This is a genomic window from Candidatus Pantoea gossypiicola (assembly GCF_008632075.1).
Classification (GTDB): Bacteria; Pseudomonadota; Gammaproteobacteria; order Enterobacterales; family Enterobacteriaceae; genus Pantoea; species Pantoea gossypiicola.
This window is the reverse complement of record NZ_VWVM01000001.1, coordinates 404,956-430,483: the sequence shown is the minus strand read 5'-3', so window position 1 is coordinate 430,483 and position 25,528 is coordinate 404,956. Positions and strand designations below refer to the sequence as shown.

Here is a 25,528-nt window from a genome sequence, read left to right as displayed (position 1 = left end):
GGCACAGGACAAAATAGCGCCAATTCTGTCGAGAGATAACCATGAAAATTTTGCTTGTTGATGATGATGTCGAATTAGGCACGATGTTAAGCCAGTACCTCATTGCCGAAGGATTTGATGCCCAGCTGGTGCTGACCGGCAGCGCCGGGATTCAGGGCGCGCTCTCCGGCGATTTCACTGCCATGATTCTGGATATTATGCTGCCCGACATGAGTGGCATCGATGTGTTACGTCAGGTGCGTCAGAACAGCCGGATACCGGTGATCATGCTGACTGCCAAAGGCGATAATATTGATCGCGTGATCGGCCTGGAGATGGGGGCGGATGACTATATGCCTAAACCCTGTTATCCCCGTGAACTGGTCGCCCGTCTGCGCGCGGTACTGCGCCGTTTCGAGGAGCAGGTACCGCAGCCGGATGCTAAAGAGCCGCTGCGCTGGGGAGACCTGACGCTTAATCCTGCCACCCGAATGAGTGAATGGCAGGGTAAAACGTTCGATCTGACTGCATCAGAATTTAATCTGCTGGATTTGCTGCTGCGCGCGCCGGACAGGGTCGTGTCAAAAGATGAACTCTCTGAAAAGGGGCTGGGACGTCCGCGTGAAGCCTATGATCGCAGCGTTGATGTGCACATCAGCAACATCCGCCAGAAACTCAGCGCACTGACCGCTGACAGCATCATTATCGAAACCGTACGCAGCATCGGTTACCGCATTCGATGAAACAGAGTTACCGTGGACGCATGTTCTGGAAGATCTTTATCGGCTTCTGGGTCGTTTTTGTCATCATGAGCCAGCTTATCTGGCTCGGTTTTTCGCTCTCCGGTAAACGGCATGAACCGCCTGAAATTATGGCTATCCGTCGCATTATTGATCTGCAGATGACTTCTGCTGCGTCGGTGCTGGAGCGGGGCGGGCCTGATGAGCTGAATGCGATGCTGTCGGACTGGGATGAAACTGACCGTCAGTTCTTTCACGTCACGCAGCAGATTAAATCGCCACAATCACAGGACAGCGGCAACCTGGATTTCAGGGGCCCTCTCCCTGAAGAGGTGGTGCGCTGGGTACAGGGTGCGGATGGCAAAGAATATCAGCTGCGCTACGACCTGAATGGCATGCGCATCAACAGCAAACAGAACATGATGCCGCGAAAATTTCTGAATATCCCCGAGCCGATGTTTGTCTTCGCCGGGTCGGTGGGGTTGCTGTTCAGTCTGCTGCTGGCCTGGAATCTGACGCGGCCCATGCGTCAGTTGCGGGAGGGATTTTCCCGCGTCGCCGAGGGTGATTTAAGCGTGCGTCTGTTCCCGATTATGCGTAAGCGGCACGACGAGATTTCAAATGTCGCTGAAGCGTTTGATGCCATGGTTGAGCGGCTTGATACCCTGGTGCGCGCTCGTGAAGAGCTGCTGCACGATATCTCACATGAGCTTCGTTCACCGCTGGCCCGACTGCAGCTGGCGACCGGACTCGCCAGACAGACGCCAGAAAGCGTAAACAGTTCGCTTGATCGCATTGACGAAGAGGCGCATCGCCTGGACAAAATGATTGGTGAACTGCTGACGCTGTCGCGGGCTGAACATGAAAGCATCCCGGATGAGCAATATTTTGACCTGACCGGTTTGCTGGAGGCGGTCATTACCGATGTCCGCTATGAAGCACAGATCCCCGGTGTGCAGGTCGATTTTCAGGTTGACGAGCGGGGTGATTACACCGTGCGGGGTAATGCGGAGCTGATACGGCGCGGGGTCGAGAACGTCTTACGCAACGCGCTACGCTTCTCTTTGCCAGGGCAGCGGATTGAGGTCGACTTACGCGTTGAGCAGCAGTGGCTGGCGATTCAGGTGCGCGATCAGGGGCCGGGTGTCGATGAGGAGAAAATCTCCAGCATTTTCGATCCGTTTGTGCGGGTAAATTCGCCGCTGATGGGCAAAGGTTATGGTCTGGGACTGGCTATCGTGCGTAAAGTTGTGCTGGCGCATCATGGTGAAGTTGAGGCGCGGAATCGGCCAGAGGGCGGACTTGAACTGACGCTGCGCCTGCCACACTGGCAGGGTTAAAACGTCATCCGGCAGAAACGATAACGGCACCCGCAGGTGCCGTTATGTTATATCCGAATGCTTACTTTTTGATGCGAATCACCGGCGTTTCGCCGACGGTGACCTGACCAGACAGCTTAATCAATTCCTTGATTTCATCCATGTTGGAGATGACAACCGGTGTCAGGGTTGATTTTGCTTTCTCTTCCAGCAACGGCAGATCGAACTCAATAACCACGTCGCCTTTTTTGACCTTCTGGCCTTCTTCAGCGATGCGTTTGAAGCCTTCACCTTTCAGTTCAACCGTATCGATACCAAAGTGGACGAACAGCTCGATGCCGTTGTCTGATTCGATCGAAAAAGCGTGATTGGTTTCAAAAATCTTGCCGATAGTGCCATCAACCGGCGCAACCATTTTGTTGCCGCTGGGTTTGATCGCAATACCGTCGCCCACGATTTTTTCTGCAAACACTACATCTGGTACGTCTTCAATGTTCACGATTTCGCCTGACAGAGGCGCTACGATGTCGATTGTCCCAGCGCTATCCGTTTTTTCGCCAAAAAGTTTAGAAAACAAACCCATGATCTTCTCCTAAGCAGTAATTTGGGGCCAGCATCATGCAGGTTAGCAGAGCGTTTTTTCTTTAATGAACTTGTTAACAAGGTTCATTAAGTCTTCCGCTGTCGGTTGAGCCAGTGCCTGCTCTGCCAATGCCTTCGCATCTTCAAAATTAGTATTACGAATGATTTTCTTGATGCCAGGGATAGAAATGGCACTCATACTGAACTCGTCCAGCCCCATTCCCAGTAACAGTAGTGTAGCACGTTCATCACCTGCCAGCTCACCACACATGCCGGTCCATTTACCTTCAGCGTGAGATGCATCAATGACTTGCTTGATTAAGTTAAGCACAGACGGCGTCATTGGGTTGTACAGGTGCGAGATCAAATCATTACCACGATCGACCGCCAGAGTATACTGCGTCAGATCGTTTGTCCCAATACTGAAGAAGTCGACCTCTTTCGCCAGATGATGGGCAATGACGGCTGAAGCCGGGGTCTCGACCATGATGCCGACTTCGATGCTTTCATCAAAGGCTTTACCTTCTTCACGCAACTGCGCTTTCAGCAGTTCCAGTTCCGCTTTCAGGCTGCGTACTTCTTCAACCGAAATGATCATCGGGAACATGATGCGCAGTTTACCGAAGGAGGAGGCGCGCAGGATGGCACGCAGCTGTGCATGAAGAATCTCTTTGCGATCCATCGCGATACGGATAGCACGCCAGCCGAGGAACGGGTTCTCTTCTTTTGGCAGATTCATGTAAGGCAGATCTTTGTCACCGCCGATATCCATGGTACGTACGATAACCGCCTGGGAACCCATCGCTTCAGCGACCGCTTTGTACGCCTGGAACTGCTCTTCTTCGGTCGGCAGCGCATCACGGTCCATGAACAGGAATTCGGTGCGGTAGAGACCGACGCCTTCCGCGCCGTTGCGCTCAGCACCGGCGATATCGCGTACAGTACCGATGTTGGCACAGACTTCAACCTGATGACCATCCAGCGTCACGGCTGGCAGATCTTTCAGCTTGGCTAATTCATGTTTTTCCGACAGATACTGGTTCTGTACGGCTTTAAGCTCTTCCTGAACTGCTTCTGAAGGATTGACGTGAATGGCATTGTTAACGCCATCCAGAATCAGGAAATCGCCATTTTTAATCGTGACGGTCACATTGCCGGTGCCGACAATGGCCGGGATCTCCAGCGAGCGCGCCATGATTGAGGTATGTGAGGTACGGCCACCCAGATCGGTGATAAAGCCCAGCACCTTTTTCAGGTTTAGCTGTGCGGTTTCTGACGGCGTTAAATCTTTGGCCACCAGAATGGATTCGTCCTGAATAGCGCTCAGGTCAACGATGTGCAGACCAAGGATGTTTTGCAGCAGACGTTTACCGATGTCACGCACGTCAGCCGCACGCTCTTTCAGATATTCGTCATCTAATTCTTCCAGTGCTTTCGCCTGGCCATCAATGACCGAGTAAGCAGCAGCATCGGCAGTCGCGTGATCTTTTTTGATCAGGTCGATGATTTCCTGCTCCAGCTCTTCATCTTCCAGCAACATGATGTGGCCTTCGAAGATGGCTGCTTTCTCTTCACCGAGGGTTTCACCCGCTTTGACGCGAATCGCTTCCAGTTGTAATGCCGCTTTGCTGCGGCCATCGAGGAAGCGCTGAACTTCCTGCTCAACCTGGTCATCAGAAATTTTCTTGCGGTTGATGACGATCTCGTCTTCTTTCAGCAGCAGTGCTTTGCCGAAAGCGATACCTGGTGATGCTAAAATGCCTGAAATCATAACGCTACCTTTTAATCACGATGGCTGATGGGACTCTTTGCGGTGCCATTGTCGCGGGACACGTACTTTACGAAAGCAATAACGCGGACAGGTTGTCCGCGATCAAGATGTTTGCACTCAATGGCGCAGAGGAGTCGATTGGCTGGAGAGCTGAGCGGAGATTACTCCAGTTCAGCCATCAGTTTGACCAGATGCTCAACTGCTTTCTGCTCATCTTCACCTTCCGCGGAAAGGGTGACAACCGTTCCCTGGGTTAAACCCAGCGTCTGCAGTTTGAACAGGCTTTTCGCGCTCGCTGATTTGCCGTTAGAGGTCACGGTGATTTCTGACTGGAAAGCTTTGGCTTCTTTAACGAATTGCGCAGCTGGGCGAGTATGCAGACCGTTTGGTGCAGTAATGGTAACTTCTTGCTGGAACATTCTATTTCCCCAACGTTATCAGGATGAGTATTATGGATCTAAAGTCTAGCCTGGAGCCTTCACTTTAGCCTGTGTAGGTGCGCGGGTATAGCTTCATGCTGACCAAAGACGCGCATGCGTCAAATCTGCAATCCGTTGCGTCTCAAAACCGATTCTACACGTCACCGGTTAATTATGCCGTGATTCGCCGTTTCACTGAATCCGTAAATCGATTCAGCTTGATCCACTTCAAGCGCGGATTAATTTCAGGCATCGAAATAATTGGCAGTCTGAATACCAGATCGGCATCACTGAAATCAATCTGCCGGGTGATGAAAGTGAGATCTGCACCACAAAAAAGCACCCGGATGGGTGCTTTTTTCGACATTTTCAGACTATCGGCTCCAGCTACTGCAGCTCTTTTTCCGTAAAGAGATCGGCGAACAGCGCGGTACTCAGATAGCGTTCGCCAGAGGAGGGCAGAATCACCACGATGTTTTTGTTCGCGAAGGTTTCGTCTTCCTGCAGCTTCAGCGCGGCGGCGACAGCAGCACCGGATGAGATACCGGCCAGGATACCTTCTTCTTCCATCAGCCTGCGCGCCGTGCTGATCGCTTCTTCATTGGTAATGGCCACCACGCGGTCAACCAGGTTCAGTTCCAGATTGCCCGGAATAAAGCCTGCACCAATACCCTGAATTTTGTGCGGGCCGGGTTTGATCTCTTCACCCGCCAGCGCCTGTGCAATCACTGGCGAATCGGTCGGCTCAACCGCGACGGTAATCAGATCTTTTTTGCCTTTGGTGTTTTTGATGTAGCGACTGACGCCGGTCAGCGTCCCGCCTGTGCCGACACCCGCAATAAAGACATCCACTTCGCCATCGGTATCTTCCCAGATTTCCGGGCCGGTGGTCTTTTCATGGATTTCCGGGTTAGCCGGGTTGCTGAACTGCTGCAGCAGCACATATTTGTCCGGGTCGCTGGCGACAATCTCTTCTGCTTTGCCGATGGCACCTTTCATGCCTTTGGCACCTTCGGTCAGAACCAGCTTCGCACCCAGCGCTTTCAGCAGCTTACGACGTTCCACCGACATGGTTTCCGGCATGGTCAGCGTAAGCTTATAACCGCGCGCAGCGGCAACGTAGGCCAGCGCGATGCCGGTGTTACCACTGGTCGGTTCAACCAACTCAATACCGGGTTTCAGAATACCGCGTTTCTCTGCGTCCCAAATCATGTTGGCACCGATACGGCATTTAATGCTGAAGCTCGGGTTACGGGATTCAACTTTCGCAAGAATGCGGCCGTTACCGATGCGGTTCAGTCGAACCAGTGGCGTATGACCAATTGTCAAAGAGTTGTCTTCATAGATCTTACTCATAGCCTGCCCTTAACTGTATGAATTATTGGGAACCCTATGAGCATACCTGTTCTGCCTGGGGGCGGAAGGAAAGAAATCGTATATCTATATGTCCCCCGGCAATAAGCCCTGCGAAAAAGAGCATAAGGCGCGCTGATGAGTCTAGCGCACCTCATTACGTGCCAGCTGCGGTCGGTAGCGATCGACCCACATGGCGGTGGCACCGCAAACAGCAACGGGCATAATCACCAGATTCAGAACTGGAATCATAGTGAACAGGCTGGTGAGTGCGCCAAACTGCATATTGGCTGTTTTGTGCCGACGCAGGGCGTTTCGCATCTGCTGAAACGGCACTTTGTGGTTGTCGAACGGATAGTCGCAATACTGGATGGATAACATCCAGGCACTGAACAGGAACCACAGCACCGGGGCAACCGTCTGACCAAAACCAGGAATAAAGTAGAGCAGCAACAGTCCCAGCGCGCGGGGCAGGTAATAGCCCAGTTTTTGCATCTCGCGCTTCATAATACGCGGCACATCTTTAATCATTCCTGCCCAGCCGCTATCGGGCAGAGGCTTACCGGTCAGGCGTCCTTCGAGCTGCTCGGCCAGCAGGCCGCAGAAAGGGGCCGCTATCAGATTTGCCAGCGTCGAGAAAAAGTAGCTAAACACCAGCACAATCGCAATCACAGACAACGGCCACAACAGATAGCTCAGCCATTGCAGCCAGTCCGGAATATGGGTCATCAGGCGCGGGATCCAGTCACCGAGACGATAGAACAGCCAGACGAATGCGCCACCGAGCATGATAATGTTAATCAGCAGTGGCATCACCACAAAGCGGCGAATGCCAGGCAGACGGACCAGTTTCCAGCCCTGGCTAAAGTAGTGCATGCCGTTAAAATCTGAGACCGAATTCTCAAAGGCCATAAAGCCATTTCTCCTGGAAGTGTTAAGGCGCGCCCACTATAACCTGGCTTTTTCTCCAGGCCAGGTGCCGTTTGGGTAAAAAAACAGCGAAAAAGCGTGGGTGCCTATCTTATTTGTCAGAAAATAGTGCACAGACTTGCACTTGTGTAGCAGGGCAAATACAGTTAGAGGATAAAGTTTGCCGCGGTGGCAAGGTATTGGAACAACAGAGAATACAATGATGCAGGATTTGCGTCTGATATTAATCGTTGTTGGCGCGATCGCCATTATAGCGCTCCTTCTTCACGGGCTGTGGACCAGCCGTAAAGAGCGTTCGTCAGTGTTCCGTGATCGCCCGCATAAACGTCTGAAACAACGTAAAGAACATGATGAGCAGGATCTGATTGACGACGAAGATGACGGCGTCGGCGAGGTTCGCATTCGTTCTGAACGCAGCACACACCAGGAACCGCGTTTCGATGAGATTCGTGAGCCACAGTCAGAAGCGCCGCGTAAGCAAGCGCCTGCTGAGCCTGTGCGTCAGCCTGCGCCACGACCTGCTCCGCAAGCCGAACCAGAAAACGATCCGCTTTTCAATACGGCACCGAAGCCTGCTCCGCAGCCGCGCCCTGAACCGGCTCGTCAGCAGCCCGCGCCGACTTTTGTCGCGCCGCCAGTCCAGGCTGACCCGCTGCTGGATCTCGATCCGCTGGAATCTGTCCAGCCCGCTCCGCAGTACCAGGCAGAACCTGAGCCTCAGCCTGAAGTAACACCGGCTCCCGCGCCTGCACAGCCTGCAGCGAAAGCGCCAGTGGAAAAACCGAAAGAAGCGGTACTGGTACTACATGTTGCAGCCCATTCGGGCGGTGAGCTGAACGGTGAGGCATTACTGCAGGGTATACTGCAGGCGGGCTTCCAGTTTGGTGAAATGAACATTTTCCATCGTCATCTGAGTCCGGCAGGCAGCGGCCCGGTTCTGTTCAGTCTGGCTAACATGGTTAAGCCGGGTTCGTTCAACCCTGATCTGATGACTGATTTCAGCACGCCAGGCATCTCTATCTTTATGATGGTGCCTTCTTATGGTGATGCGAATCAGAACTTCAAGCTGATGCTGCAGTCTGCACAGCGTATCGCTGATGACGTTGGCGGTGTCGTGCTCGATGATGAGCGTCGTATGATGACGCCGCAGAAGCTGGAAACCTACAAAGCGCGTATTCGCGATGTGGTTGGCGTCTGAGACCTGCGCTGACCGCTATCTTAATTGTTAAATAAACCCCCGCCTGTCGGGGGTTTTTTATCTGATGGGGCTATATGAAATCCGTCCAGGATCACATCACTGAACTGCGCACCACGCTGCGCCATCACGAATATCTTTATCACGTCATGGATGCACCGGAAGTGCCGGATGCCGAATACGATCGTCTGATGGGCGAACTGCGTCAGCTGGAAGAGGAACACCCCGATCTCATTACGCCGGACTCGCCGACGCAGCGTGTAGGTGCTGCACCGCTGACGGTATTCGAGCAGGTTCGCCATGAAGTCCCGATGCTGTCGCTGGATAACGCCTTTGATGAAGCCACGTTCATGGCTTTCAACAAGCGGGTGCAGGATCGGCTGAAAAGCAGTGACGACATTACCTACTGCTGTGAACTCAAGCTCGATGGCGCTGCGGTCAGCCTGATGTATGAAAATGGCCTGCTTGTGCGGGCCGCAACGCGCGGTGACGGCACGACTGGCGAGAACATTACTGCCAACGTTCGTACCATTCGCGCTATCCCGCTGCGGCTAAAAGGCGACAACATTCCGGCCCGGCTGGAAGTACGCGGCGAAATATTTATGACGCAGCGCGGCTTCGAAAAGCTGAATGAGGAAGCGCGACGCACTGACGGTAAAGTCTTTGCTAACCCGCGCAACGCAGCAGCAGGCTCTCTGCGTCAGCTTGATCCGCGCATTACCGCTAAACGTCCATTAACTTTCTTCTGCTACGGTTTTGGCCTGCTGGAAGGCGGGGAGATGCCGCACAGTCACATGGGGCGTCTGCAACAGTTCAAAGCCTGGGGCCTGCCGGTCAGTGACCGCATTAAGCTGGTACATAATGCGGAAGAGGCCCTGGCTTTCTATCGGGATATTGAGCAACAGCGTCCGAACCTGGGTTTTGATATTGATGGTGTCGTAATCAAAGTCGATTCACAGGCACTGCAGGAACAACTGGGCTTTGTGGCGCGCGCGCCACGCTGGGCGATTGCCTTCAAATTCCCGGCTCAGGAACAGCTGACCTGGGTACGGGATGTCGAATTTCAGGTGGGTCGTACGGGTGCTATCACGCCGGTGGCTCGTCTTGAGCCGGTTCAGGTGGCGGGCGTGATTGTCAGCAACGCCACGCTTCACAACGCCGATGAAATCGCGCGGCTGGGACTGCGCATTGGCGACCGGGTCGTGATTCGCCGTGCAGGCGATGTGATCCCGCAGGTTGTGAATGTGGTCACCGCTGAACGTCCTGAAGAGACGCGTGAAGTGGTGTTTCCCGCTCACTGCCCGGTCTGTGGTTCTGAGGTGGAACGGGTCGAAGGCGAATCGGTCACGCGCTGCACCGGCGGTCTGATTTGCGGCGCGCAGCGAAAAGAGGCGCTGAAGCATTTTGTCTCGCGCCGGGCGCTCGATGTCGACGGTATGGGCGATAAGATTATCGACCAGCTGGTGGAGAAAGAGTATGTCTCGACCCCAGCCGATCTCTTTCGTCTCACGGCGGGCAAGCTGACAGGGCTGGATCGCATGGGGCCAAAATCGGCGCAAAACGTTGTCGATGCGCTGGAAAAAGCAAAGTCGACCACGCTGGCACGTTTCCTCTATGCGCTGGGGATCCGCGAAGTGGGTGAAGCTACCGCCGCCAATCTGGCAAACCACTTTGGTGAGCTGCAGAAAGTGATGGATGCCGACCTTGAGGCGCTGATTGCCGTGCCGGATGTCGGCAAAGTCGTTGCCGCGCACGTGCGCAACTTTATGGAAGAGGAGAGCAACCGCGAGGTCATCCGCCAGCTGACGGACGACATCGGCATTCACTGGCCGGCCGTTGTGGTGGTGAAAGCCGAAGAGATCGACAGTCCGTTCGCCGGTAAAACCGTGGTTCTGACCGGCTCGCTGTCGCAGATGAACCGCGATGATGCCAAAGCGCAGCTAATCGCGCTGGGCGCAAAAGTCAGCGGCAGCGTATCGAAGAAAACCGATCTGCTGATTGCCGGTGAAGCGGCGGGTTCCAAGCTGGCGAAAGCGCAGGAGCTGGGCATTGAGGTGATCGATGAAGCTGAAATGATTCGTCTGCTGGGTGCCTGAGATGGATGAACATCAGCTGGTGGCGATTGCCAATACGCCTATGCCGTTTGGCAAATATAAGGGGCGGATGCTGATCGATCTGCCTGAGCCTTATCTGCTGTGGTTTGCCCGTAGCGGCGACTTCCCGTCCGGGTTGCTGGGGGATTTGATGCAGCTGACCCTGACGATAAAAATAGAAGGTCTGGAGGGATTAGTTAAACCGCTCCAGACCCGCAAGTAAAAGTGCCCGCGCAGGCGGGCAGCTGTTTTACTTCTGTGACTCCATTACCGAATCTTTCACCTGCAGAGCCTGCTGTTTCTCATTGGTCCTTTTGTAACGTCCGGCGATAAACGAGCAGACCATCAGCTGTACCTGATGGAAAATCATCAGCGGCAGCACAATGATTCCCACGGTACTGGCCGGAAACAGAATGTTCGCCATCGGCACGCCATTCGCCAGGCTCTTCTTTGAGCCACAAAACAGCACCACAATCTCATCGGCGCGTTTAAAGCGGAACAGACGCGAAGCCAGCAGGTTGATAATCAGCACGGCGGTCAGCAGGATGACAGAACCCGCCACAATCCACAGCAGCGTAATCAGGCCAACACGATGCCAGATACCGTTCACCACGGCTTCACTGAAAGCGGAATAGACCACCAGCAGAATTGAAGTCTGGTCAGTTTTGCCAATCAGGCTACGGTGTTTCTCAACCCAGCCACCGATCCAGCGACGTGAAAGGTGACCCAGAATGAAAGGCACCATCAGTTGCAACATAATCTTGCCGATCTGCTCCAGACCATCGCTGGGCGCACTGCTGTGGATATCCATCACCAGATTCACCAGCAACGGTGAAATGAAGACACCCAGCAGGCTTGATGCCGAGGCGCTGCACACCGCTGCGGCAACGTTACCGCCTGCCATTGAGGTAAAGGCGATAGCAGACTGCACCGTCGCAGGCAGGATGCAAAGGTAGATAAAGCCGGTATAAATCTCCGGGCCGACATCAACCGGATGCCACCAGACCAGCAGCAGACCCAGCGCCGGAAACAGCACAAAGGTGCTGAACATAATCCAAAGATGCAGCTGCCAGTGACTGCTGCCTGCGATGATCTTTTCACGCGAGAGCTTGGCACCGTGCATAAAGAACAGCAGTGCTATTGCTGCTGTCGCAAGGTAGCTGAAGATATCGACATAGATCCCTTTCGCTGGCAGGAAAGAGGCCAGCAGCACGGTGATGATGAGTTTAACCATCATCGGATCGAGTTTTAAAAAGCCCATTGTTAAAATCCGGTAAATTTTTCAATAGCACGATTGTGCGACAAGTAGTTTTAGAAATAAAATTGATTTATTGAATCAATCTATGAGAAAAATCGATGAATTATACGCTGCGTCAGCTACGGACGTTTATTGCGGTGGCCCACTATGGCGGCTTCAGTCAGGCGGGGCAGGCGATAGGTCTGAGTCAGTCGGCGGTGAGCCACAGTATCAAAGAGCTTGAAGCGGAAACCGGCGTGCGGTTGCTGGATCGTACTACGCGTGAGGTGATGCTGACCGAGGCAGGCAAACAGCTGGCATCACGCATGGAGCGCCTGCTGGAGGAGATTCATACCACCTTGCTGGATATCCGCAGTTTTGGCGAGCAGCGCAGTGGCACCGTCAGAGTCGCCGCCAGCCAGACTATTTCCGCGCATCTGATGCCGCAATGTCTTGCCGCCAGTCAGCACCATTTTCCCGATATTAAAGTCATCCTGCACGATCGCGCCCAGCAATGGGTGCTGCAAAGTGTGCGTAATGCCGAAGTCGATTTCGGGATCGTGATTGGGCCACTCAGCGACAGCGATTTCGACAGCATCGCGATTCTGGATGAGCCTTTCCTGCTGTTATGTCGCGAGGATGATCCGCTGGCGATGGTGGAAAGAGCTGAATGGGCGATGCTGGAGGGCCGAACCATGGTCTTGCAGGATTACGCGTCCGGCAGTCGGGTTTTGATTGATGCGGCAATGCAGCAGCAGAATATCAGGGCAGAAGTGGTGCAGGAGATTGGTCATCCCGCCACGCTGTTTCCGATGGTGCAGGTAGGGATTGGTATCAGTATTCTGCCCGCGCTGGCCTTACCGCTACCGGCGGATCGCGCCCTCAAGGTGCGGCGTCTCTATCCGGAAATCAATCGCAGCCTGACGCTAATCAAACGGAAAAACCGCTCGCTGACGCCTGCCGCAGAAGCGATATGGCAGGAAGTGCGCCAGCAGGCGGCGCTGCTGGCGCAACAACGCACGCTTAAACCGGCGTTTTAGATATAGACATCGACATTATTTTTGTCAGTTGGGCGGTTAATACCGTTCGCCTGGCTTTCACTGACCGGATTAACACTGTCGTTTTTGTGCTGCGCCTTCTCGGCCTGCTCAGCCTGTTTCTTTTGCAGATGAGCAATCTGCGCCCATAGCATGGTGAGTTGCGACTGGTACATCTGCGCTATTTTAAATTTCTGTTCTTCGTCGAGATCGTGGTTGTCGGCCAGCTCTTTGATTTTTTTCATCACGCTCTGAATCTGTTTATTCAGTGCGGCGATCTGCGAGGCGATACTGCCGCTGTCACCACCCCCCGGCATAACTTTCAAAACTCCGGCTATTGAGGACATCATTTTCTCCCTGTAGTTCGTCTATAAAGTTATCGGCGCAGGCGAAAATAACTAAAGTGTCAAAAAGAGCAGGGGAGTAAAAAAGCAGATTCTTCTCCTGAATGTCCTTTCTGAGGGGACTCGTCATTCAGGCTTAGCCTGGCGCAGTAAAATAAACGTGGCACTCAGGCAGCATAAATGGAGTGGGATTCTGAACGCGTAAGCGGCTAAAGCGCAGAAACGAAAAAAGCGCCCAAAAGGCGCTTTTCTCGGAATGGGAGGGTCGTGCAGGATAGCCTCGGCCCATCCGGGTGATGCTGTCGCATCAGCCTGAATCGCCAGGCGATTCAGTCGAACCTGCAGCAGGTTCTCATCCTGCACGGGAATGACTGTGCGGCAGAAACGAAAAAAGCGCCTTAAAGGCGCTTTTTTCTGAATTGGTGGGTCGTGCAGGATAGCCTCGGCCCATCCGGGCCTCGCCCTGCGGGTGATGCTGTCGCATCAGCCTGAATCGCCGGGCGATTCAGTCGAACCTGCAGCAGGTTCTCATCCTGCACGGTAAAGTCCGTACCTCGGAAACGAAAAAAGCGCCTTAAAGGCGCTTTTTTCTGAATTGGTGGGTCGTGCAGGATAGCCTCGGCCCATTCCGGGCCTCGCCCTGCGGGTGATGCTGTCGCATCAGCCTGAATCGCCGGGCGATTCAGTCGAACCTGCAGCAGGTTCTCATCCTGCACGGCATAGTCCGTGCTCCGGAAACGAAAAAAGCGCCCAAAAGGCGCTTTTTTCTGAATTGGTGGGTCGTGCAGGATTCGAACCTGCGACCAATTGATTAAAAGTCAACTGCTCTACCAACTGAGCTAACGACCCGAAGTGGTGGGTGATGACGGGTTCGAACCGCCGACCCCCTCCTTGTAAGGGAGATGCTCTACCAACTGAGCTAATCACCCACTTCGTACTTCGATACTACTAACAGGCAAGATATGGTGGGTGATGACGGGTTCGAACCGCCGACCCCCTCCTTGTAAGGGAGATGCTCTACCAACTGAGCTAATCACCCATATCTTCATACCTGTTCACTGCGGGCACCCTGTTAAGAGTGGTGGGTGATGACGGGTTCGAACCGCCGACCCCCTCCTTGTAAGGGAGATGCTCTACCAACTGAGCTAATCACCCCCGCTGTGTGGAGTCGCATTATAGGGATAGTTGATTTTGAGTCAACGCTTTTTAAAACATAAATGTGCGTTCGGTTTATTTTTAAACATCCTGTTGCGCTTTTAGTCAATGTGCTGGTTTTACTGGCAGAAAAGCGCCTTTTCCCTGAGGGCAACCCGCGGGCATGCATTGAGGATTCACCGTCAGATGCTAGAATGTGCCCACTGTTTTTTCGCGTCTAACCTGTTTTTTGTCATCCAGACAGAGAACCCGCGCATCTAAGGCAATACTCAATGAAAATCAAAACACGCTTCGCGCCCAGCCCAACCGGCTACCTGCATGTTGGTGGCGCCCGTACCGCACTTTACTCCTGGCTCTTTGCGCGTCATAACCAGGGCGAGTTTGTGCTGCGCATTGAAGATACCGATCTGGAGCGCTCCACGCCGGAAGCTATCGAAGCCATCATGGATGGCATGAACTGGCTCAGTCTGGACTGGAATGAAGGCCCTTACTACCAGACTAAGCGTTTTGATCGCTACAACGCGGTCATTGATGAAATGCTGGAAGCGGGCACGGCATACAAATGCTACTGCTCCAAAGAGCGTCTGGAAGCCCTGCGTGAAGAGCAGATGGCTAACAACGAAAAGCCGCGTTACGACGGCCGCTGCCGTGACAGCCATGAACATCATGCCGATGATGAGCCGTGCGTGGTACGTTTCCGCAATCCACAGGATGGTTCGGTCATCTTTGACGATCAGATCCGCGGCCCGATCGAGTTCAGCAACCAGGAACTCGACGATCTGATTATCCGCCGCACCGATGGTTCCCCCACCTATAACTTCTGCGTCGTTGTGGATGACTGGGATATGGGCATCACGCACGTTATTCGCGGTGAAGACCACATCAACAACACACCACGTCAGATCAACATCCTTAAAGCGATTGGCGCGCAGGTTCCGGTCTATGCCCACGTTTCAATGATCCTGGGCGACGATGGCAAAAAGCTCTCTAAGCGTCATGGCGCAGTAGGGGTGATGCAGTATCGGGATGATGGCTACCTGCCGGAAGCGCTGCTCAACTACCTGGTTCGTCTGGGCTGGTCACATGGCGATCAGGAAATTTTCAGCGTGCCTGAAATGACTGAGCTGTTTACGCTGGACGCCGTCAGTAAGTCTGCCAGTGCGTTCAACACAGAGAAACTGCAGTGGCTGAACCATCACTACATCAATACGCTGCCGCCAGAATATGTGGCGACGCATTTGCAGTGGCATATTGAAGAGCAGAAAATTGATACCCGTACCGGGCCGGAACTGGCGAAACTGGTTAGCCTGCTGGGTGAGCGCTGCAAAACGCTGAAAGAGATGGCGGCGTCCTGTCGCTACTTCTATGAAGACTTTGCAGAGTTTGATGCCGATGCCGCGAAGAAACATCTTCGTCCGGTGGCGCGTCAGCCGCTGGAAGTCGTGCGTGATAAGCTGGCCGCAATCACCGAGTGGAACGCTGAAAACATCCATCAGGCGATTCAGAGCACTGCAGATGAGCTGGAAGTGGGGATGGGTAAAGTCGGCATGCCGCTGCGTGTGGCGGTGACCGGTGCCGGTCAGTCACCGGGTCTGGATGTCACTGTTGAAGCGATTGGCCGCAGCCGCAGTGTGGCACGTATTGAGCAGGCTCTGGCCTTTATCAGTGAGCGTGAAGCACAGGCTTAATCAACACAGCCGGAAGCATCACGCTTCCGGTTTCTTTACTCCTGGCTGATGCCCAGTCGTTGCAAAACGCCTTTTATCCCTTCACGTAAGATTAACGCGGTGAACTGATCCTGTTCATCCTGACTCATTTGCTGGATGGAACTTATCAATAACGCAGGTAAAGAGTTAGCCACTGCACCATAGGTCGCTGCGGGCTCGTTAAGATTGCGTGTCGACTGAATAAAACTTTTTACGCGTTCATCAATATGAATCAGACGTGCCTTGCCGCCTTGTACACCGGGCTTTGGCGTGGTTGTCCAGTTCTCTCGTTTAATCCATTTATTCACCGTTTGCCGACTGTAACCCGTTTCTGCAGCCAGCTCTTCGGGAGTAAGCCATTCCTTTTTCACGATGCTATCCCTGTTAAATACATTAGCGGTACATATTACAGCAAAATGTAACGGGGGAAAGTAACTGAAGCTGAAATTGCCTTTTGTCTTTTGACAAAAGGCAAAACAGGATTACTGCGGGTTGCTGGCAGGTTCTGCGGCAGGGCGGAAGGCAAGGAAGTAGGCCAGGCCAACGAAGACGGCACCGCCCACGGCATTGCCCAGGAAGACGGCAACAAAGTTAGGGAGATACTCTGCCCAGGTCATCTGACCGGCAAAAATGGCGGCCGGAATGATAAACATGTTGGCGACAACGTGCTGGAAACCAATAGCAACAAACGCCATAACCGGGAACCACATGCCGAAGATCTTGCCGACCACATCTTTACTGGCAAACGCCAGCCACACCGCCAGACACACCAGCCAGTTACAGCCAATGCCTGAAATAAAGGCGTGCAGGAAATCGGCATGGACTTTTGCAGAGGCAATCGCAACGGTCTTTTTCAGGTAATCGCCTTCGGTCATGCCCAGCATATGGCCAAAGAACCAGGCGACAGCCACGCTGCCGAGGAAATTCGCCAGGGTCACCCAGAACCAGTTCCGCGCTACGCTCATAAAGCTGATGCGGCGGGCGAACCAGGCTACCGGCAGGGTCATCATATTACCGGTCAGCAGCTCACCCCCTGCCAGCACGGTCATGATGATACCCACAGGGAAGACAGCTGCACCTAACAGGCCACCAAATGAGCCCCACTCAGCCGGCAGAGTGTTAATCACGTGAAGATCCAGCAGGAAGCCGGTCGCAATAAATGCGCCCGCCATAAAGCCGAGAATAAGGAGGATGCTGACAGGCGCACGGCTTTTGGCCACGCCTGACTGGATCGCCAGTTGTGCGATTTCTTTAGGTGTATGCAGCGACATAGTATCTCAATAGTTTTTTTATGATTAATGGGACGATAACGCCTGGTGGACGCGTGGTGTGCGGGAGAGGATCCCGGTGACCACTAAGTTAGCGGGCTAAGTTTTGCACGCGAAAAAGACGAAGACAAGAAAATTCCTATAACATATTTAACCGGGAATTAACCTGACGGCAGACTGAATAACAGTTAAAAAACGGCCCTGCCGGAACAGACACGATTTTCAGCTGCGGCATGCTGCTGAAACTTCGCAGGTTGCCGCCTTTTTCAGCGATCAAACAGAGAATGTCATTTTGCCGTTGACACCCTGGAGGCGGTTTCATATTATGCCGTCCGTCGCTTAACGCGACAGTTTTTCGGTTCGGGGCTATAGCTCAGCTGGGAGAGCGCCTGCATGGCATGCAGGAGGTCAGCGGTTCGATCCCGCTTAGCTCCACCAAACTTCGTCTCAAAAGTTTGGCACTGAAAAACGATTCCAGATGTGGGGGTATAGCTCAGCTGGGAGAGCGCTTGCATGGCATGCAAGAGGTCAGCGGTTCGATCCCGCTTATCTCCACCATTTTCTGACACGTCGCTGTCAACATCCTTCCTGCTATCCCCTTCATTCGCCTTTTCGTGCGGATAAAAACCTTATTGCTTTATTATGCACGTCACGCTGAGACGTTTTAGCCGGCATGACCTTCGGAACGCGGTGCTGCCTCACGCGCACGGGTTAACTGCAGATGTGAATTTGTTGTGTAATGTGAGAAGCGACGCTTTATGGGCGAATCAACGGGAAGCAGAGCAGGAATGCCGCGGAAAGAGAAGGGCGAGACCCGCTCGCCCTTTATTGCTTAGAACCGTATCAGAACGCCAGAACCAGACCGGCGATAGCGGCGGAGAGCACGCTGACCAGCGTAGAGCCGTACAGCAGCTTCAGGCCGAAGCGGGAAACCACGTTACCCTGTTCTTCGTTCAGACCTTTAATCGCACCCGCTACGATGCCGATTGAAGAGAAGTTGGCGAACGACACCAGGAACACGGACAGAATACCTTCTGAATTTGGCGACAGCTGACCCGCGATTTTCTGCAGATCCATCATGGCGACAAACTCATTCGATACCAGCTTGGTCGCCATAATGCTGCCGACCTGCAACGCTTCGCCAGAAGGCACACCCATCATCCAGGCAAAGGGATAGAAGACAAAGCCGAGAACGCCCTGGAAGCTGATGCCGAAGATCAGATCAAACAGCGCATTCAGGCCTGAAATCAGCGCGATAAAGCCAATCAGCATGGCGGCTACGATAATCGCGACGCGGAAGCCAGCCAGGATATATTCGCCCAGCATCTCGAAGAAGCTTTGACCTTTATGCAGATCCTGCAGTTGCAGATCTTCTTCGTTCTCAACGCGGTACGGGTTGATCAGCGACAGCACGATAAAGGTACTGAACATGTTGAGTACCAGTGCAGCGACCACATATTTTGGCTGCAGCATCGTCATATAGGCTCCGACGATAGACATTGATACCGTCGACATTGCGGTCGCAGCCATGGTGTACATGCGGCGCTGTGACATCTTGCCGAGAATATCTTTATAGGCGATGAAGTTTTCTGACTGTCCCAGTATCAGAGAACTCACGGCGTTGAAAGATTCCAGTTTTCCCATGCCATTGACTTTCGACAGCACGGTACCAATACCGCGGATAACCCATGGCAGGATACGGAAATGCTGCAGAATACCGATCAGTGCAGAGATAAAGACGATTGGGCACAGTACGTTAAGGAAGAAGAAGGCCAGGCCTTTATCACTCATGTTGCCGAAGACAAAGTTGGTTCCCTGAGCCGCATACTTCAGCAGATGGTCAAAGAAGCCCGCGAAGCCTTTGACGAAACCCAGCCCCGCTTCTGAGTTCAGGAAGAACCAGGCGAGCACAATTTCAATCACCAGTAGCTGTATAATGTAGCGAATGCGAATGCTTTTACGATCGTGACTGACCAGCAAGGAGAGTATTCCGACCACCACCAGTGCTAAAAGAAATTGCAAAATATGGGACATGGTTGCTCCAAATTTGAGGAGGGTTGTATTTTGTTGCGTATTCTATGTAACGCGTTACTTAAAAACGAGATCTGAACCACAATATAAGTATTCGCTATCGCTATATTTTCCAGAAAAGTTCCAGAGATCACGTCCTGTTTACAAATCATTCACTCCAGATAACCACATATTTATTGTCTATATTTTACACGAGGCGTAGAGTGACACTATTGCTCACATTTTTAGCAATCACCTCCTTTACTGTAATGTATAGCAATGGCTATACTTTATAGCAGCATCTATTACACCGATTACAATAAACGAATTTCACTTGCACATGCTAACCCCTAAGCTGCCGGGGCAGGCAAATGTTCAGACAGGGTACCGGATATGTTTGAAAGTCGTACCGCCGAGCGCGCCGCTCGCGGAGTCAGAAAAGTCAAACTCGCACTGCTGGGCCCCGCCTTTATTGCCGCTATCGGCTATATCGATCCGGGCAACTTTGCGACCAACATTCAGGCGGGCGCTGCTTACGGCTACAAATTGCTGTGGGTAGTGGTATGGGCCAACATCATGGCCATGCTTATCCAGCTGATGTCCGCCAAGCTGGGTATCGCCACCGGCAAAAATCTCGCTGAACACATCCGCGATCGCTTTCCACGTCCAGCCGTCTGGTTTTACTGGGTGCAGGCAGAAATTATTGCGATGGCCACCGACCTCGCGGAGTTTATCGGCGCGGCGCTGGGCTTCAAACTCTTGCTCGGCATCTCGATGATGCAGGGCGCGGTGCTGACCGGCATCGCCACGTTCCTGATATTGATGTTACAGAGCCGCGGTCAGAAACCGCTGGAGAGGGTGATTGGCGGACTGCTGCTGTTTGTGGCGGCGGCCTATATCGTCGAACTCTTCTTTTCTCAGCCCAACGTCAAAGAGCTGGTAGTCGGCATGGCGCTGCCCGCGCTACCGACGTCGGATGCCGTCTTCCTGGCAGCCGGTGTGCTGGGTGCGACCATTATGCCGCACGTAATCTATCTGCACTCCGCACTGACGCAGGGCAAAAGCGAGGACAGCAAAAGCCAGCGTTACTCTTCAACCAAGCTGGACGTTGCGATTGCGATGACCATCGCCGGATTTGTTAATCTGGCGATGATGGCGACCGCGGCAGCGGCCTTCCACTTCAGCGGCCACAGCAAAATCGCTGAGCTTGACCAGGCCTATCTGACGCTGCAACCGTTGTTAGGTCAGGCGGCGGCAACAGTATTTGGTCTGAGCCTGGTGGCTGCTGGCCTCTCCTCAACGGTGGTCGGCACGCTGGCGGGACAGGTAGTCATGCAGGGCTTTATCCGTTTCCATATTCCGCTCTGGGTGAGGCGAACTGTCACCATGCTGCCTTCCTTTATTGTTATCTGGGCAGGATGGGATCCGACACGTGTTCTGGTGATGAGTCAGGTGCTGCTGAGCTTCGGTATCGCGCTGGCGCTGATTCCGCTGCTCTCCTTTACCGGCAACCGCGAGCTGATGGGCGAAGATATGGTGAACTCGCGCCTGATGCAGAACACCGGACGACTGATCGTGCTGCTGGTCATTGCGCTGAATCTTTATCTGCTGGTGGGCGAAGCGCTGGGGCTATAAGGGGCGGGGGAAAAAACGCCCGGCATAGCCGGGCGTTTTTTGTTCAGGCGGTCTGGCCTGCATCGCTTTAAGACAGTACCTGCGCGTTGAGTTTATCCGTTGCGGTCAGATTCATCCTGTCGGGCGTTTTTATTAGTGACGATCGTGGCCATGCGGGCCGGGTCCACCGGGTCCATGAGGGCCAAAACCACGCGGGCCAGGACCACCACGGTCATGACGATCCCAGTCACGATCGCGGCGATGCTGATGTTCCCAGCGGCGCTCACGGTCGCGCTCATGCCAGCGGCGTTCACGCTCCCATTGCTTCTGACGACGCCACTCTTCGTGTCGCCACCAGCGGCGTTCGTTATAGGTATAACGATCATTCCACCAGCGTGGTTCACGCCAGCGACCGCCATCCCAGTAATAACCACGATTGTCGCGATCGCCCAGATTCAGCGTAACGCCGGGGGCCAGAGTAATAGAGGCACTGGAGGCCTCAGCTGTGTGGTTTGCCAGCGGCGACAACACCGCCAGCAGGGCAGCAAAAATAAGTGCTCTTTTCATTATATTCTCCTCATCAACAGTCTGATGCTGTTGCGGCGCAGTGATTATGCCTGCGTAATGCTGTCGTTACCGCATCATTGTGTCGGAAGATTGTGAGGAAATTGGGGAGAGAAAGGGGATTGAGACTATTCTGGTGAGAAAACACCCGGCCTGCACCGGGCGGGGAAAAATTACAGCAGGGCCGTGTCAATCGCCGTTAACTCCGCGTCGCTGAACTGACGTCGGGCGAGCATTGCCATCGCGTCATCAATCTGAGCCGTTTTACTGGCACCAATCAGCACCGAGGTGACGCGATCGTCGCGCAACACCCACGCCAGCGCCATCTGCGCCAGCTTCTGTTCACGTTGCTGCGCAATCACATTCAGCCTGCGGACCCTCTCCATCTTCTCTTCGGTCAGTTGGCTTTCACTCAGGAACTTGCTGCCGCTGGCCGCACGCGAATCTTCCGGGATGCCCTGCAGGTAGCGATCGGTGAGCACGCCGCCTGCCAGCGGCGAGAAGGCGATACAGCCGACACCCGCATCATCCAGCGTCTGAATCAATCCCTGTTCAGGCGTACGTTCAAACATCGAATAGCGCGGCTGGTGGATCAGACAAGGGGTGCCGAGATCGCGCAGGATAGCGATCGCCTCGGCAGCAAGATTGGCCGGATAGTTAGACAGGGCAGCATAAAGCGCTTTACCCTGGCGCACCACATGATCCAGCGCACGCATGGTCTCTTCCAGCGGCGTTTCCGGATCGGGGCGGTGATGATAAAAAATATCTACATACTCCAGTCCCATGCGCTTCAGGCTCTGATCCAGGCTGGCGACAAGATACTTACGCGAACCCCAGTCGCCATACGGTCCCTGCCACATGGTATAGCCCGCTTTGGTAGAGATAATCAGCTCATCACGATGGGCGCGAAAATCTTCCCGCAGAATACGACCAAAATTCTCTTCTGCTGAGCCCGGCGGCGGACCGTAGTTATTCGCTAAGTCGAAGTGGGTGATGCCGAGGTCAAACGCATGGCGCAGCAGCTCACGGCTGTTATCGACCCGGGTACTGTCACCAAAGTTGTGCCACAGTCCCAGCGAAATGGCGGGCAGTTTAATGCCGCTGCGGCCGCTGCGACGGTATTCCATCTGTTGATAGCGTTCGGGACGGGGGAAAGAGGACATTCAGCGCTCCTGAGTAAAAACGGGGATATGTGCCAAAAGTCTATCAGTGTATACGGTTACACTCAGTGACAGCGCGCAGCAGTTCGCGTTTTTACAGAATATTCTGCCAGCGTAACGCCGCCTTTCCAGCCATTGTGGCTGGCGAAAAGCGTGGCACTCCTCGCTAATTTCATCGGCTGTCAGATACTTAACCCAACTCTTCCCTGAAAGGATTGCGCAATGTGCACATTCACTGTTGGAGACTACCTGCTGACCCGTCTGCAGGAGATAGGTATTAAGCATCTGTTTGGCGTGCCGGGCGACTATAACCTGCAGTTTCTTGACTGCGTTATCGACCATCCGGAAATCAGCTGGGTGGGCTGTGCCAATGAGCTTAATGCCGCCTATGCGGCGGACGGCTATGCACGCTGTAAGGGGGCTGGGGCGCTGTTAACCACCTTTGGTGTTGGCGAACTCAGCGCGATTAACGGCATTGCAGGCAGTTATGCTGAGTATCTGCCGGTGATCCATATCGTTGGCGCGCCAGCGACTTCAGCACAATTACAGGGTGACTGTGTTCACCATTCTCTGGGCGATGGCGATTTCCGGCATTTCATACGCATGGCCGCCGAAGTCAGTGCGGCAACGGCCCAGCTTACGGCCGATAATGCCACTGCTGAGATTGACAGGGTAATAGAGCACGCGTTACAGGCCCGTCGTCCCGGCTATCTGTCGCTGGCCGTTGACGTGGCAGCCATCGAGGTGCAGCCACCTGTTCAGCCCCTGAACCCTCATCAATCCTCTTCGCCCGATGCGCGCCGCGCTTTCCGCGAGGCGGCGGAACGGTTGCTGGCACCGGCAGAGCGCGTTTCACTGCTGGCCGATTTTCTCGCACTGCGCTGGCAGCAGCAGTCCGCCCTGGCCGCGCTGCGTGAACAGAGTGCGATTCCCTGCGCCAGCCTGCTGATGGGCAAAGGCGTACTGGATGAGCAGCAGCCGGGGTATGTGGGGACTTATGCCGGTGAAGCCAGCGCAGGGCAGGTGTGCGGGCAGATTGAGCAGGTGGATGTGGCTGTCTGCGTCGGGGTACGTTTCACCGACACCATTACTGCAGGCTTCACGCAACAGTTTGCGCCTGAGCGACTGATCGATCTGCAACCCTTCAGTGCCAGCGTGGGCAGGGAACATTTTGCACCGTTGTCGATGGCGGATGCGCTTAGCGAGCTGCAACCACTGTTTGAACACTACGGCCAGCAGTGGCAGCCCGCCATAGCACCGTCTGCCGTGCAGCCGGCGGAACCGGCCGCCATGATCAGTCAGCAGGCTTTCTGGCAGGCGATGCAGAAATTTCTGCAACCCGGCGACCTGATTCTGGCGGAGCAGGGGACAGCCGCTTTTGGTGCCGCTGCGTTGCGACTGCCCTCGCAGGCACAGCTGGTGGTTCAGCCATTATGGGGATCAATCGGCTATACTCTTCCGGCAGCGTTTGGCGCGCAGACCGCTGATCCTGATCGCCGGGTTATCCTGATTATCGGCGACGGTTCGGCGCAGCTGACGATTCAGGAACTGGGTTCAATGCTGCGGGATGAGCAGCGACTGACACTCTTTTTGCTGAATAATGAAGGCTATACCGTCGAACGGGCCATTCATGGCGCAACACAGCGTTATAATGATATTGCTCAGTGGAACTGGACAGCTTTACCGCACGCACTGAGTCTGCAGGGCCAGGCGCAGAGCTGGCGCATCAGTGAAACGGTGCAGTTAGACGAGGTGATGGCGCGACTTTCCGCGCCTCAATGGCTGTCGCTGGTTGAGGTGGTCATGCAGAAAGAGGATTTGCCGCCACTGCTACGAAAAGTCACCGCCTGCCTGAATCAACGCAACGGCGGCTAAGATTCAGATAGTTGCCGCTGTGCAGGGTGGACTATCGCGGTTAGGCTGTAGCGCACCTGAGTAAGACGCTCACCAATCGCACCGGTGAGCGTTGTTGTTTTATGGGCAGAAATTTATAGTGTCCTCCAACTCTTAAGACCCCAAGCGGAGCAACAGAAGAATGACAACCTATGCCTTGGTCGGCGATGTCGGCGGTACTAACGCACGCCTCGCCCTGTGTGAGGTGGAAAGCGGCAGCATCACCCAGGCCAAAACATTCTCAACATCAGAATACGACAGCCTCGAAGCCGTCATCCGCCACTATCTTGATGAACAACAGCAGGATGTTAAAGATGGCTGTATCGCTATCGCCTGCCCGATTACCGATGACTGGGTTGAAATGACCAACCATGACTGGGCGTTTTCGACACGCAAGCTCAAAGAGAACATCGGTTTTGAACACCTGGAAATCATTAACGACTTTACTGCGGTATCCATGGCGATTCCGATGCTGACCGCCGACAACGTGATTCAGTTTGGCGGCACAGCCCCGGTTAAAGACAAGCCTATCGCGATTTATGGTGCCGGAACCGGATTAGGTGTCAGCCATCTGGTGCACGTGGACAAACGTTGGGTCAGCCTGCCTGGCGAGGGCGGTCATGTCGATTTTGCCGCCAACAGCGAAGAAGAAGATCAGATTCTGGAAGTGCTGCGTGAAGAGCTGGGCCATGTTTCAGCAGAACGTATCCTGTCGGGTGCCGGTCTGGTTAACCTCTATCGTGCGATCGTTAAAGTCGATAATCGTGTGCCGGAAAACCTGAAGCCTAAAGATGTCAGCCAGCGTGCGCTGGATGACAGCTGCATCGACTGCCGTCGGGCGCTGTCGATGTTCTGCGTCATCATGGGCCGTTTCGGTGGCAATCTGGCATTGAACCTCGGCACCTTTGGTGGCGTCTATATTGCGGGTGGCATCGTGCCACGTTTCCTGGAGTTCTTTAAGGCGTCAGGTTTCCGTGCCGCTTTCGAAGATAAAGGCCGCTTCCGCGACTATGTTGCCAGCATCCCTGTCTATATGATCACGCACGATCAGCCTGGGCTTCTGGGCGCGGGCGCGCATCTGCGTCAGACGCTGGGTCGCATTATCTGATTCAGTGACACCTCGCGCGCACGGCCACTTTGCGCGCGTTCGATTTTCCTG

At 54.1% G+C, this 25,528-nt stretch carries 23 protein-coding genes, 6 tRNA genes and 2 other RNA genes; 12 read left to right on the top strand and 19 right to left on the bottom strand.

Features of this window, described 5'->3' with window-relative positions:
- Nucleotides 1-41: 41 nt before the first annotated feature.
- Nucleotides 42-722, top strand: a complete 681-nt coding sequence (locus F3I20_RS01970; protein WP_150012495.1) for a response regulator transcription factor — start codon at nucleotides 42-44, stop codon at nucleotides 720-722.
- Entirely contained in the window at nucleotides 719-2,059 is a 1,341-nt protein-coding gene (locus F3I20_RS01965) for an ATP-binding protein (RefSeq protein WP_150038294.1), read from the top strand. Before F3I20_RS01970 ends, F3I20_RS01965 begins: the two co-directional genes overlap by 4 nt.
- Nucleotides 2,060-2,120: 61 nt before the next feature.
- Here F3I20_RS01965 and crr read toward each other — a convergent pair whose 3' ends face one another.
- The 6 genes from crr to cysZ all read right to left on the bottom strand — a co-directional run bounded on the left by crr (nucleotide 2,121) and on the right by cysZ (nucleotide 7,075).
- Nucleotides 2,121-2,621: a PTS glucose transporter subunit IIA gene (crr, locus tag F3I20_RS01960; protein WP_069728735.1), complete on the bottom strand. Its 501-nt coding sequence runs from the start codon at nucleotides 2,619-2,621 to the stop codon at nucleotides 2,121-2,123.
- Nucleotides 2,622-2,663: 42 nt separating this feature from the next.
- Complete coding sequence (gene ptsI / locus F3I20_RS01955) at nucleotides 2,664-4,391, bottom strand: phosphoenolpyruvate-protein phosphotransferase PtsI (RefSeq protein WP_150012491.1); 1,728 nt, start codon at nucleotides 4,389-4,391, stop codon at nucleotides 2,664-2,666.
- A gap of 161 nt (nucleotides 4,392-4,552) precedes the next feature.
- Nucleotides 4,553-4,810, bottom strand: a complete 258-nt coding sequence (gene ptsH / locus F3I20_RS01950; protein WP_003848868.1) for a phosphocarrier protein Hpr — start codon at nucleotides 4,808-4,810, stop codon at nucleotides 4,553-4,555.
- A 172-nt stretch (nucleotides 4,811-4,982) separates the two neighbouring features.
- Nucleotides 4,983-5,177, bottom strand: a complete 195-nt coding sequence (locus tag F3I20_RS01945) for a hypothetical protein (protein WP_150012489.1) — start codon at nucleotides 5,175-5,177, stop codon at nucleotides 4,983-4,985.
- A 20-nt stretch (nucleotides 5,178-5,197) separates the two neighbouring features.
- Nucleotides 5,198-6,166, bottom strand: a complete 969-nt coding sequence (gene cysK, locus F3I20_RS01940; protein ID WP_033733457.1) for a cysteine synthase A — start codon at nucleotides 6,164-6,166, stop codon at nucleotides 5,198-5,200.
- Nucleotides 6,167-6,307: 141 nt separating this feature from the next.
- The gene (gene cysZ, locus F3I20_RS01935) at nucleotides 6,308-7,075 is read right to left on the bottom strand and encodes a sulfate transporter CysZ (RefSeq protein WP_150038292.1); all 768 of its coding nucleotides are present in this window, start codon (nucleotides 7,073-7,075) and stop codon (nucleotides 6,308-6,310) included.
- Between the two features lie 217 nt (nucleotides 7,076-7,292).
- On the opposite strand from cysZ, the gene zipA reads away from it, so the two are divergent.
- The 3 genes from zipA to F3I20_RS01920 all read left to right on the top strand — a co-directional run bounded on the left by zipA (nucleotide 7,293) and on the right by F3I20_RS01920 (nucleotide 10,604).
- The gene (gene zipA, locus F3I20_RS01930; RefSeq protein ID WP_150038290.1) at nucleotides 7,293-8,291 is read left to right on the top strand and encodes a cell division protein ZipA; all 999 of its coding nucleotides are present in this window, start codon (nucleotides 7,293-7,295) and stop codon (nucleotides 8,289-8,291) included.
- Between the two features lie 74 nt (nucleotides 8,292-8,365).
- Nucleotides 8,366-10,384, top strand: a complete 2,019-nt coding sequence (gene ligA, locus F3I20_RS01925; RefSeq protein WP_150038288.1) for an NAD-dependent DNA ligase LigA — start codon at nucleotides 8,366-8,368, stop codon at nucleotides 10,382-10,384.
- 1 nt (nucleotide 10,385) lies between these two features.
- Complete coding sequence (locus tag F3I20_RS01920) at nucleotides 10,386-10,604, top strand: DUF3820 family protein (RefSeq protein WP_003848878.1); 219 nt, start codon at nucleotides 10,386-10,388, stop codon at nucleotides 10,602-10,604.
- 27 nt (nucleotides 10,605-10,631) lie between these two features.
- On the opposite strand, the gene F3I20_RS01915 is transcribed toward F3I20_RS01920, so the two are convergent.
- On the bottom strand, nucleotides 10,632-11,642 hold the full coding sequence (locus F3I20_RS01915) for a bile acid:sodium symporter family protein (protein WP_150012481.1): 1,011 nt from the start codon (nucleotides 11,640-11,642) through the stop codon (nucleotides 10,632-10,634).
- Between the two features lie 95 nt (nucleotides 11,643-11,737).
- Between F3I20_RS01915 and F3I20_RS01910 the strand changes: the two genes are divergently transcribed.
- A complete protein-coding gene (locus F3I20_RS01910; protein ID WP_150012479.1) occupies nucleotides 11,738-12,658 on the top strand; it encodes a LysR family transcriptional regulator in 921 nt (306 codons plus the stop codon).
- On the opposite strand, the gene F3I20_RS01905 is transcribed toward F3I20_RS01910, so the two are convergent.
- The 7 genes from F3I20_RS01905 to F3I20_RS01875 form a co-directional block, all read right to left on the bottom strand.
- Entirely contained in the window at nucleotides 12,655-13,005 is a 351-nt protein-coding gene (locus F3I20_RS01905) for a FlxA-like family protein (protein WP_223811639.1), read from the bottom strand. The genes F3I20_RS01910 and F3I20_RS01905 overlap by 4 nt on opposite strands.
- A gap of 414 nt (nucleotides 13,006-13,419) precedes the next feature.
- A non-coding RNA gene (locus F3I20_RS01900) (RtT sRNA) lies at nucleotides 13,420-13,552 on the bottom strand.
- A gap of 43 nt (nucleotides 13,553-13,595) precedes the next feature.
- Nucleotides 13,596-13,729, bottom strand: a non-coding RNA gene (locus tag F3I20_RS01895) — RtT sRNA.
- Between the two features lie 43 nt (nucleotides 13,730-13,772).
- Nucleotides 13,773-13,848, bottom strand: a tRNA-Lys gene (locus F3I20_RS01890).
- A gap of 4 nt (nucleotides 13,849-13,852) precedes the next feature.
- Nucleotides 13,853-13,928, bottom strand: a tRNA-Val gene (locus tag F3I20_RS01885).
- A gap of 34 nt (nucleotides 13,929-13,962) precedes the next feature.
- Nucleotides 13,963-14,038: transfer RNA gene (locus F3I20_RS01880), tRNA-Val, on the bottom strand.
- A gap of 40 nt (nucleotides 14,039-14,078) precedes the next feature.
- A tRNA-Val gene (locus tag F3I20_RS01875) sits at nucleotides 14,079-14,154 on the bottom strand.
- Between the two features lie 272 nt (nucleotides 14,155-14,426).
- On the opposite strand from F3I20_RS01875, the gene gltX reads away from it, so the two are divergent.
- Complete coding sequence (gltX, locus tag F3I20_RS01870) at nucleotides 14,427-15,842, top strand: glutamate--tRNA ligase (RefSeq protein WP_150012477.1); 1,416 nt, start codon at nucleotides 14,427-14,429, stop codon at nucleotides 15,840-15,842.
- 35 nt (nucleotides 15,843-15,877) lie between these two features.
- Here the strand turns inward: gltX and F3I20_RS01865 are convergent, their stop codons facing one another.
- Nucleotides 15,878-16,231, bottom strand: coding sequence for a YfeC-like transcriptional regulator (locus F3I20_RS01865; RefSeq protein WP_150036918.1), 354 nt, complete (start codon nucleotides 16,229-16,231; stop codon nucleotides 15,878-15,880).
- A gap of 111 nt (nucleotides 16,232-16,342) precedes the next feature.
- Entirely contained in the window at nucleotides 16,343-17,131 is a 789-nt protein-coding gene (locus tag F3I20_RS01860; RefSeq protein WP_150012475.1) for a formate/nitrite transporter family protein, read from the bottom strand.
- 359 nt (nucleotides 17,132-17,490) lie between these two features.
- On the opposite strand from F3I20_RS01860, the gene F3I20_RS01855 reads away from it, so the two are divergent.
- Both F3I20_RS01855 and F3I20_RS01850 read left to right on the top strand, forming a co-directional pair.
- Nucleotides 17,491-17,566: transfer RNA gene (locus F3I20_RS01855), tRNA-Ala, on the top strand.
- Between the two features lie 44 nt (nucleotides 17,567-17,610).
- A tRNA-Ala gene (locus tag F3I20_RS01850) sits at nucleotides 17,611-17,686 on the top strand.
- Between the two features lie 285 nt (nucleotides 17,687-17,971).
- Here F3I20_RS01850 and F3I20_RS01845 read toward each other — a convergent pair.
- A complete protein-coding gene (locus F3I20_RS01845; RefSeq protein ID WP_013358646.1) occupies nucleotides 17,972-19,162 on the bottom strand; it encodes a NupC/NupG family nucleoside CNT transporter in 1,191 nt (396 codons plus the stop codon).
- Between the two features lie 369 nt (nucleotides 19,163-19,531).
- Here F3I20_RS01845 and F3I20_RS01840 point away from each other — a divergent pair, with 369 nt between their 5' ends.
- Nucleotides 19,532-20,773, top strand: a complete 1,242-nt coding sequence (locus F3I20_RS01840; protein WP_150012473.1) for an Nramp family divalent metal transporter — start codon at nucleotides 19,532-19,534, stop codon at nucleotides 20,771-20,773.
- A gap of 132 nt (nucleotides 20,774-20,905) precedes the next feature.
- On the opposite strand, the gene F3I20_RS01835 is transcribed toward F3I20_RS01840, so the two are convergent.
- Nucleotides 20,906-21,319, bottom strand: coding sequence for a DUF2502 domain-containing protein (locus F3I20_RS01835; protein ID WP_150036919.1), 414 nt, complete (start codon nucleotides 21,317-21,319; stop codon nucleotides 20,906-20,908).
- 170 nt (nucleotides 21,320-21,489) lie between these two features.
- Nucleotides 21,490-22,479 carry an L-glyceraldehyde 3-phosphate reductase gene (mgrA, locus tag F3I20_RS01830; protein WP_150036920.1) on the bottom strand — a complete coding sequence of 330 codons (990 nt, stop codon included), beginning with the start codon at nucleotides 22,477-22,479 and terminating at the stop codon, nucleotides 21,490-21,492.
- 219 nt (nucleotides 22,480-22,698) lie between these two features.
- Here mgrA and ipdC point away from each other — a divergent pair, with 219 nt between their 5' ends.
- Together ipdC and glk are read left to right on the top strand one after the other, a co-directional pair.
- Nucleotides 22,699-24,351 (top strand): indolepyruvate decarboxylase, encoded by a 1,653-nt coding sequence (ipdC, locus tag F3I20_RS01825; protein WP_150036921.1) that lies wholly within the window; start codon nucleotides 22,699-22,701, stop codon nucleotides 24,349-24,351.
- Nucleotides 24,352-24,511: 160 nt separating this feature from the next.
- Nucleotides 24,512-25,477, top strand: a complete 966-nt coding sequence (gene glk, locus F3I20_RS01820) for a glucokinase (protein ID WP_013358641.1) — start codon at nucleotides 24,512-24,514, stop codon at nucleotides 25,475-25,477.
- Nucleotides 25,478-25,528: the final 51 nt, after the last annotated feature.

Bases quoted from the DNA above. Each gene is read 5' to 3' on its own strand.
- F3I20_RS01970 (WP_150012495.1), top strand. From the start codon at position 42: ATGAAAATTTTGCTTGTTGATGATGATGTCGAATTAGGCACGATGTTA.
- F3I20_RS01965 (WP_150038294.1), top strand. From the start codon at position 719: ATGAAACAGAGTTACCGTGGACGCATGTTCTGGAAGATCTTTATCGGC.
- crr (WP_069728735.1), bottom strand. From the start codon at position 2,621: ATGGGTTTGTTTTCTAAACTTTTTGGCGAAAAAACGGATAGCGCTGGG.
- ptsI (WP_150012491.1), bottom strand. From the start codon at position 4,391: ATGATTTCAGGCATTTTAGCATCACCAGGTATCGCTTTCGGCAAAGCA.
- ptsH (WP_003848868.1), bottom strand. From the start codon at position 4,810: ATGTTCCAGCAAGAAGTTACCATTACTGCACCAAACGGTCTGCATACT.
- F3I20_RS01945 (WP_150012489.1), bottom strand. From the start codon at position 5,177: ATGTCGAAAAAAGCACCCATCCGGGTGCTTTTTTGTGGTGCAGATCTC.
- cysK (WP_033733457.1), bottom strand. From the start codon at position 6,166: ATGAGTAAGATCTATGAAGACAACTCTTTGACAATTGGTCATACGCCA.
- cysZ (WP_150038292.1), bottom strand. From the start codon at position 7,075: ATGGCCTTTGAGAATTCGGTCTCAGATTTTAACGGCATGCACTACTTT.
- zipA (WP_150038290.1), top strand. From the start codon at position 7,293: ATGATGCAGGATTTGCGTCTGATATTAATCGTTGTTGGCGCGATCGCC.
- ligA (WP_150038288.1), top strand. From the start codon at position 8,366: ATGAAATCCGTCCAGGATCACATCACTGAACTGCGCACCACGCTGCGC.
- F3I20_RS01920 (WP_003848878.1), top strand. From the start codon at position 10,386: ATGGATGAACATCAGCTGGTGGCGATTGCCAATACGCCTATGCCGTTT.
- F3I20_RS01915 (WP_150012481.1), bottom strand. From the start codon at position 11,642: ATGGGCTTTTTAAAACTCGATCCGATGATGGTTAAACTCATCATCACC.
- F3I20_RS01910 (WP_150012479.1), top strand. From the start codon at position 11,738: ATGAATTATACGCTGCGTCAGCTACGGACGTTTATTGCGGTGGCCCAC.
- F3I20_RS01905 (WP_223811639.1), bottom strand. From the start codon at position 13,005: ATGATGTCCTCAATAGCCGGAGTTTTGAAAGTTATGCCGGGGGGTGGT.
- gltX (WP_150012477.1), top strand. From the start codon at position 14,427: ATGAAAATCAAAACACGCTTCGCGCCCAGCCCAACCGGCTACCTGCAT.
- F3I20_RS01860 (WP_150012475.1), bottom strand. From the start codon at position 17,131: ATGTCGCTGCATACACCTAAAGAAATCGCACAACTGGCGATCCAGTCA.
- F3I20_RS01845 (WP_013358646.1), bottom strand. From the start codon at position 19,162: ATGTCCCATATTTTGCAATTTCTTTTAGCACTGGTGGTGGTCGGAATA.
- F3I20_RS01840 (WP_150012473.1), top strand. From the start codon at position 19,532: ATGTTTGAAAGTCGTACCGCCGAGCGCGCCGCTCGCGGAGTCAGAAAA.
- F3I20_RS01835 (WP_150036919.1), bottom strand. From the start codon at position 21,319: ATGAAAAGAGCACTTATTTTTGCTGCCCTGCTGGCGGTGTTGTCGCCG.
- mgrA (WP_150036920.1), bottom strand. From the start codon at position 22,479: ATGTCCTCTTTCCCCCGTCCCGAACGCTATCAACAGATGGAATACCGT.
- ipdC (WP_150036921.1), top strand. From the start codon at position 22,699: ATGTGCACATTCACTGTTGGAGACTACCTGCTGACCCGTCTGCAGGAG.
- glk (WP_013358641.1), top strand. From the start codon at position 24,512: ATGACAACCTATGCCTTGGTCGGCGATGTCGGCGGTACTAACGCACGC.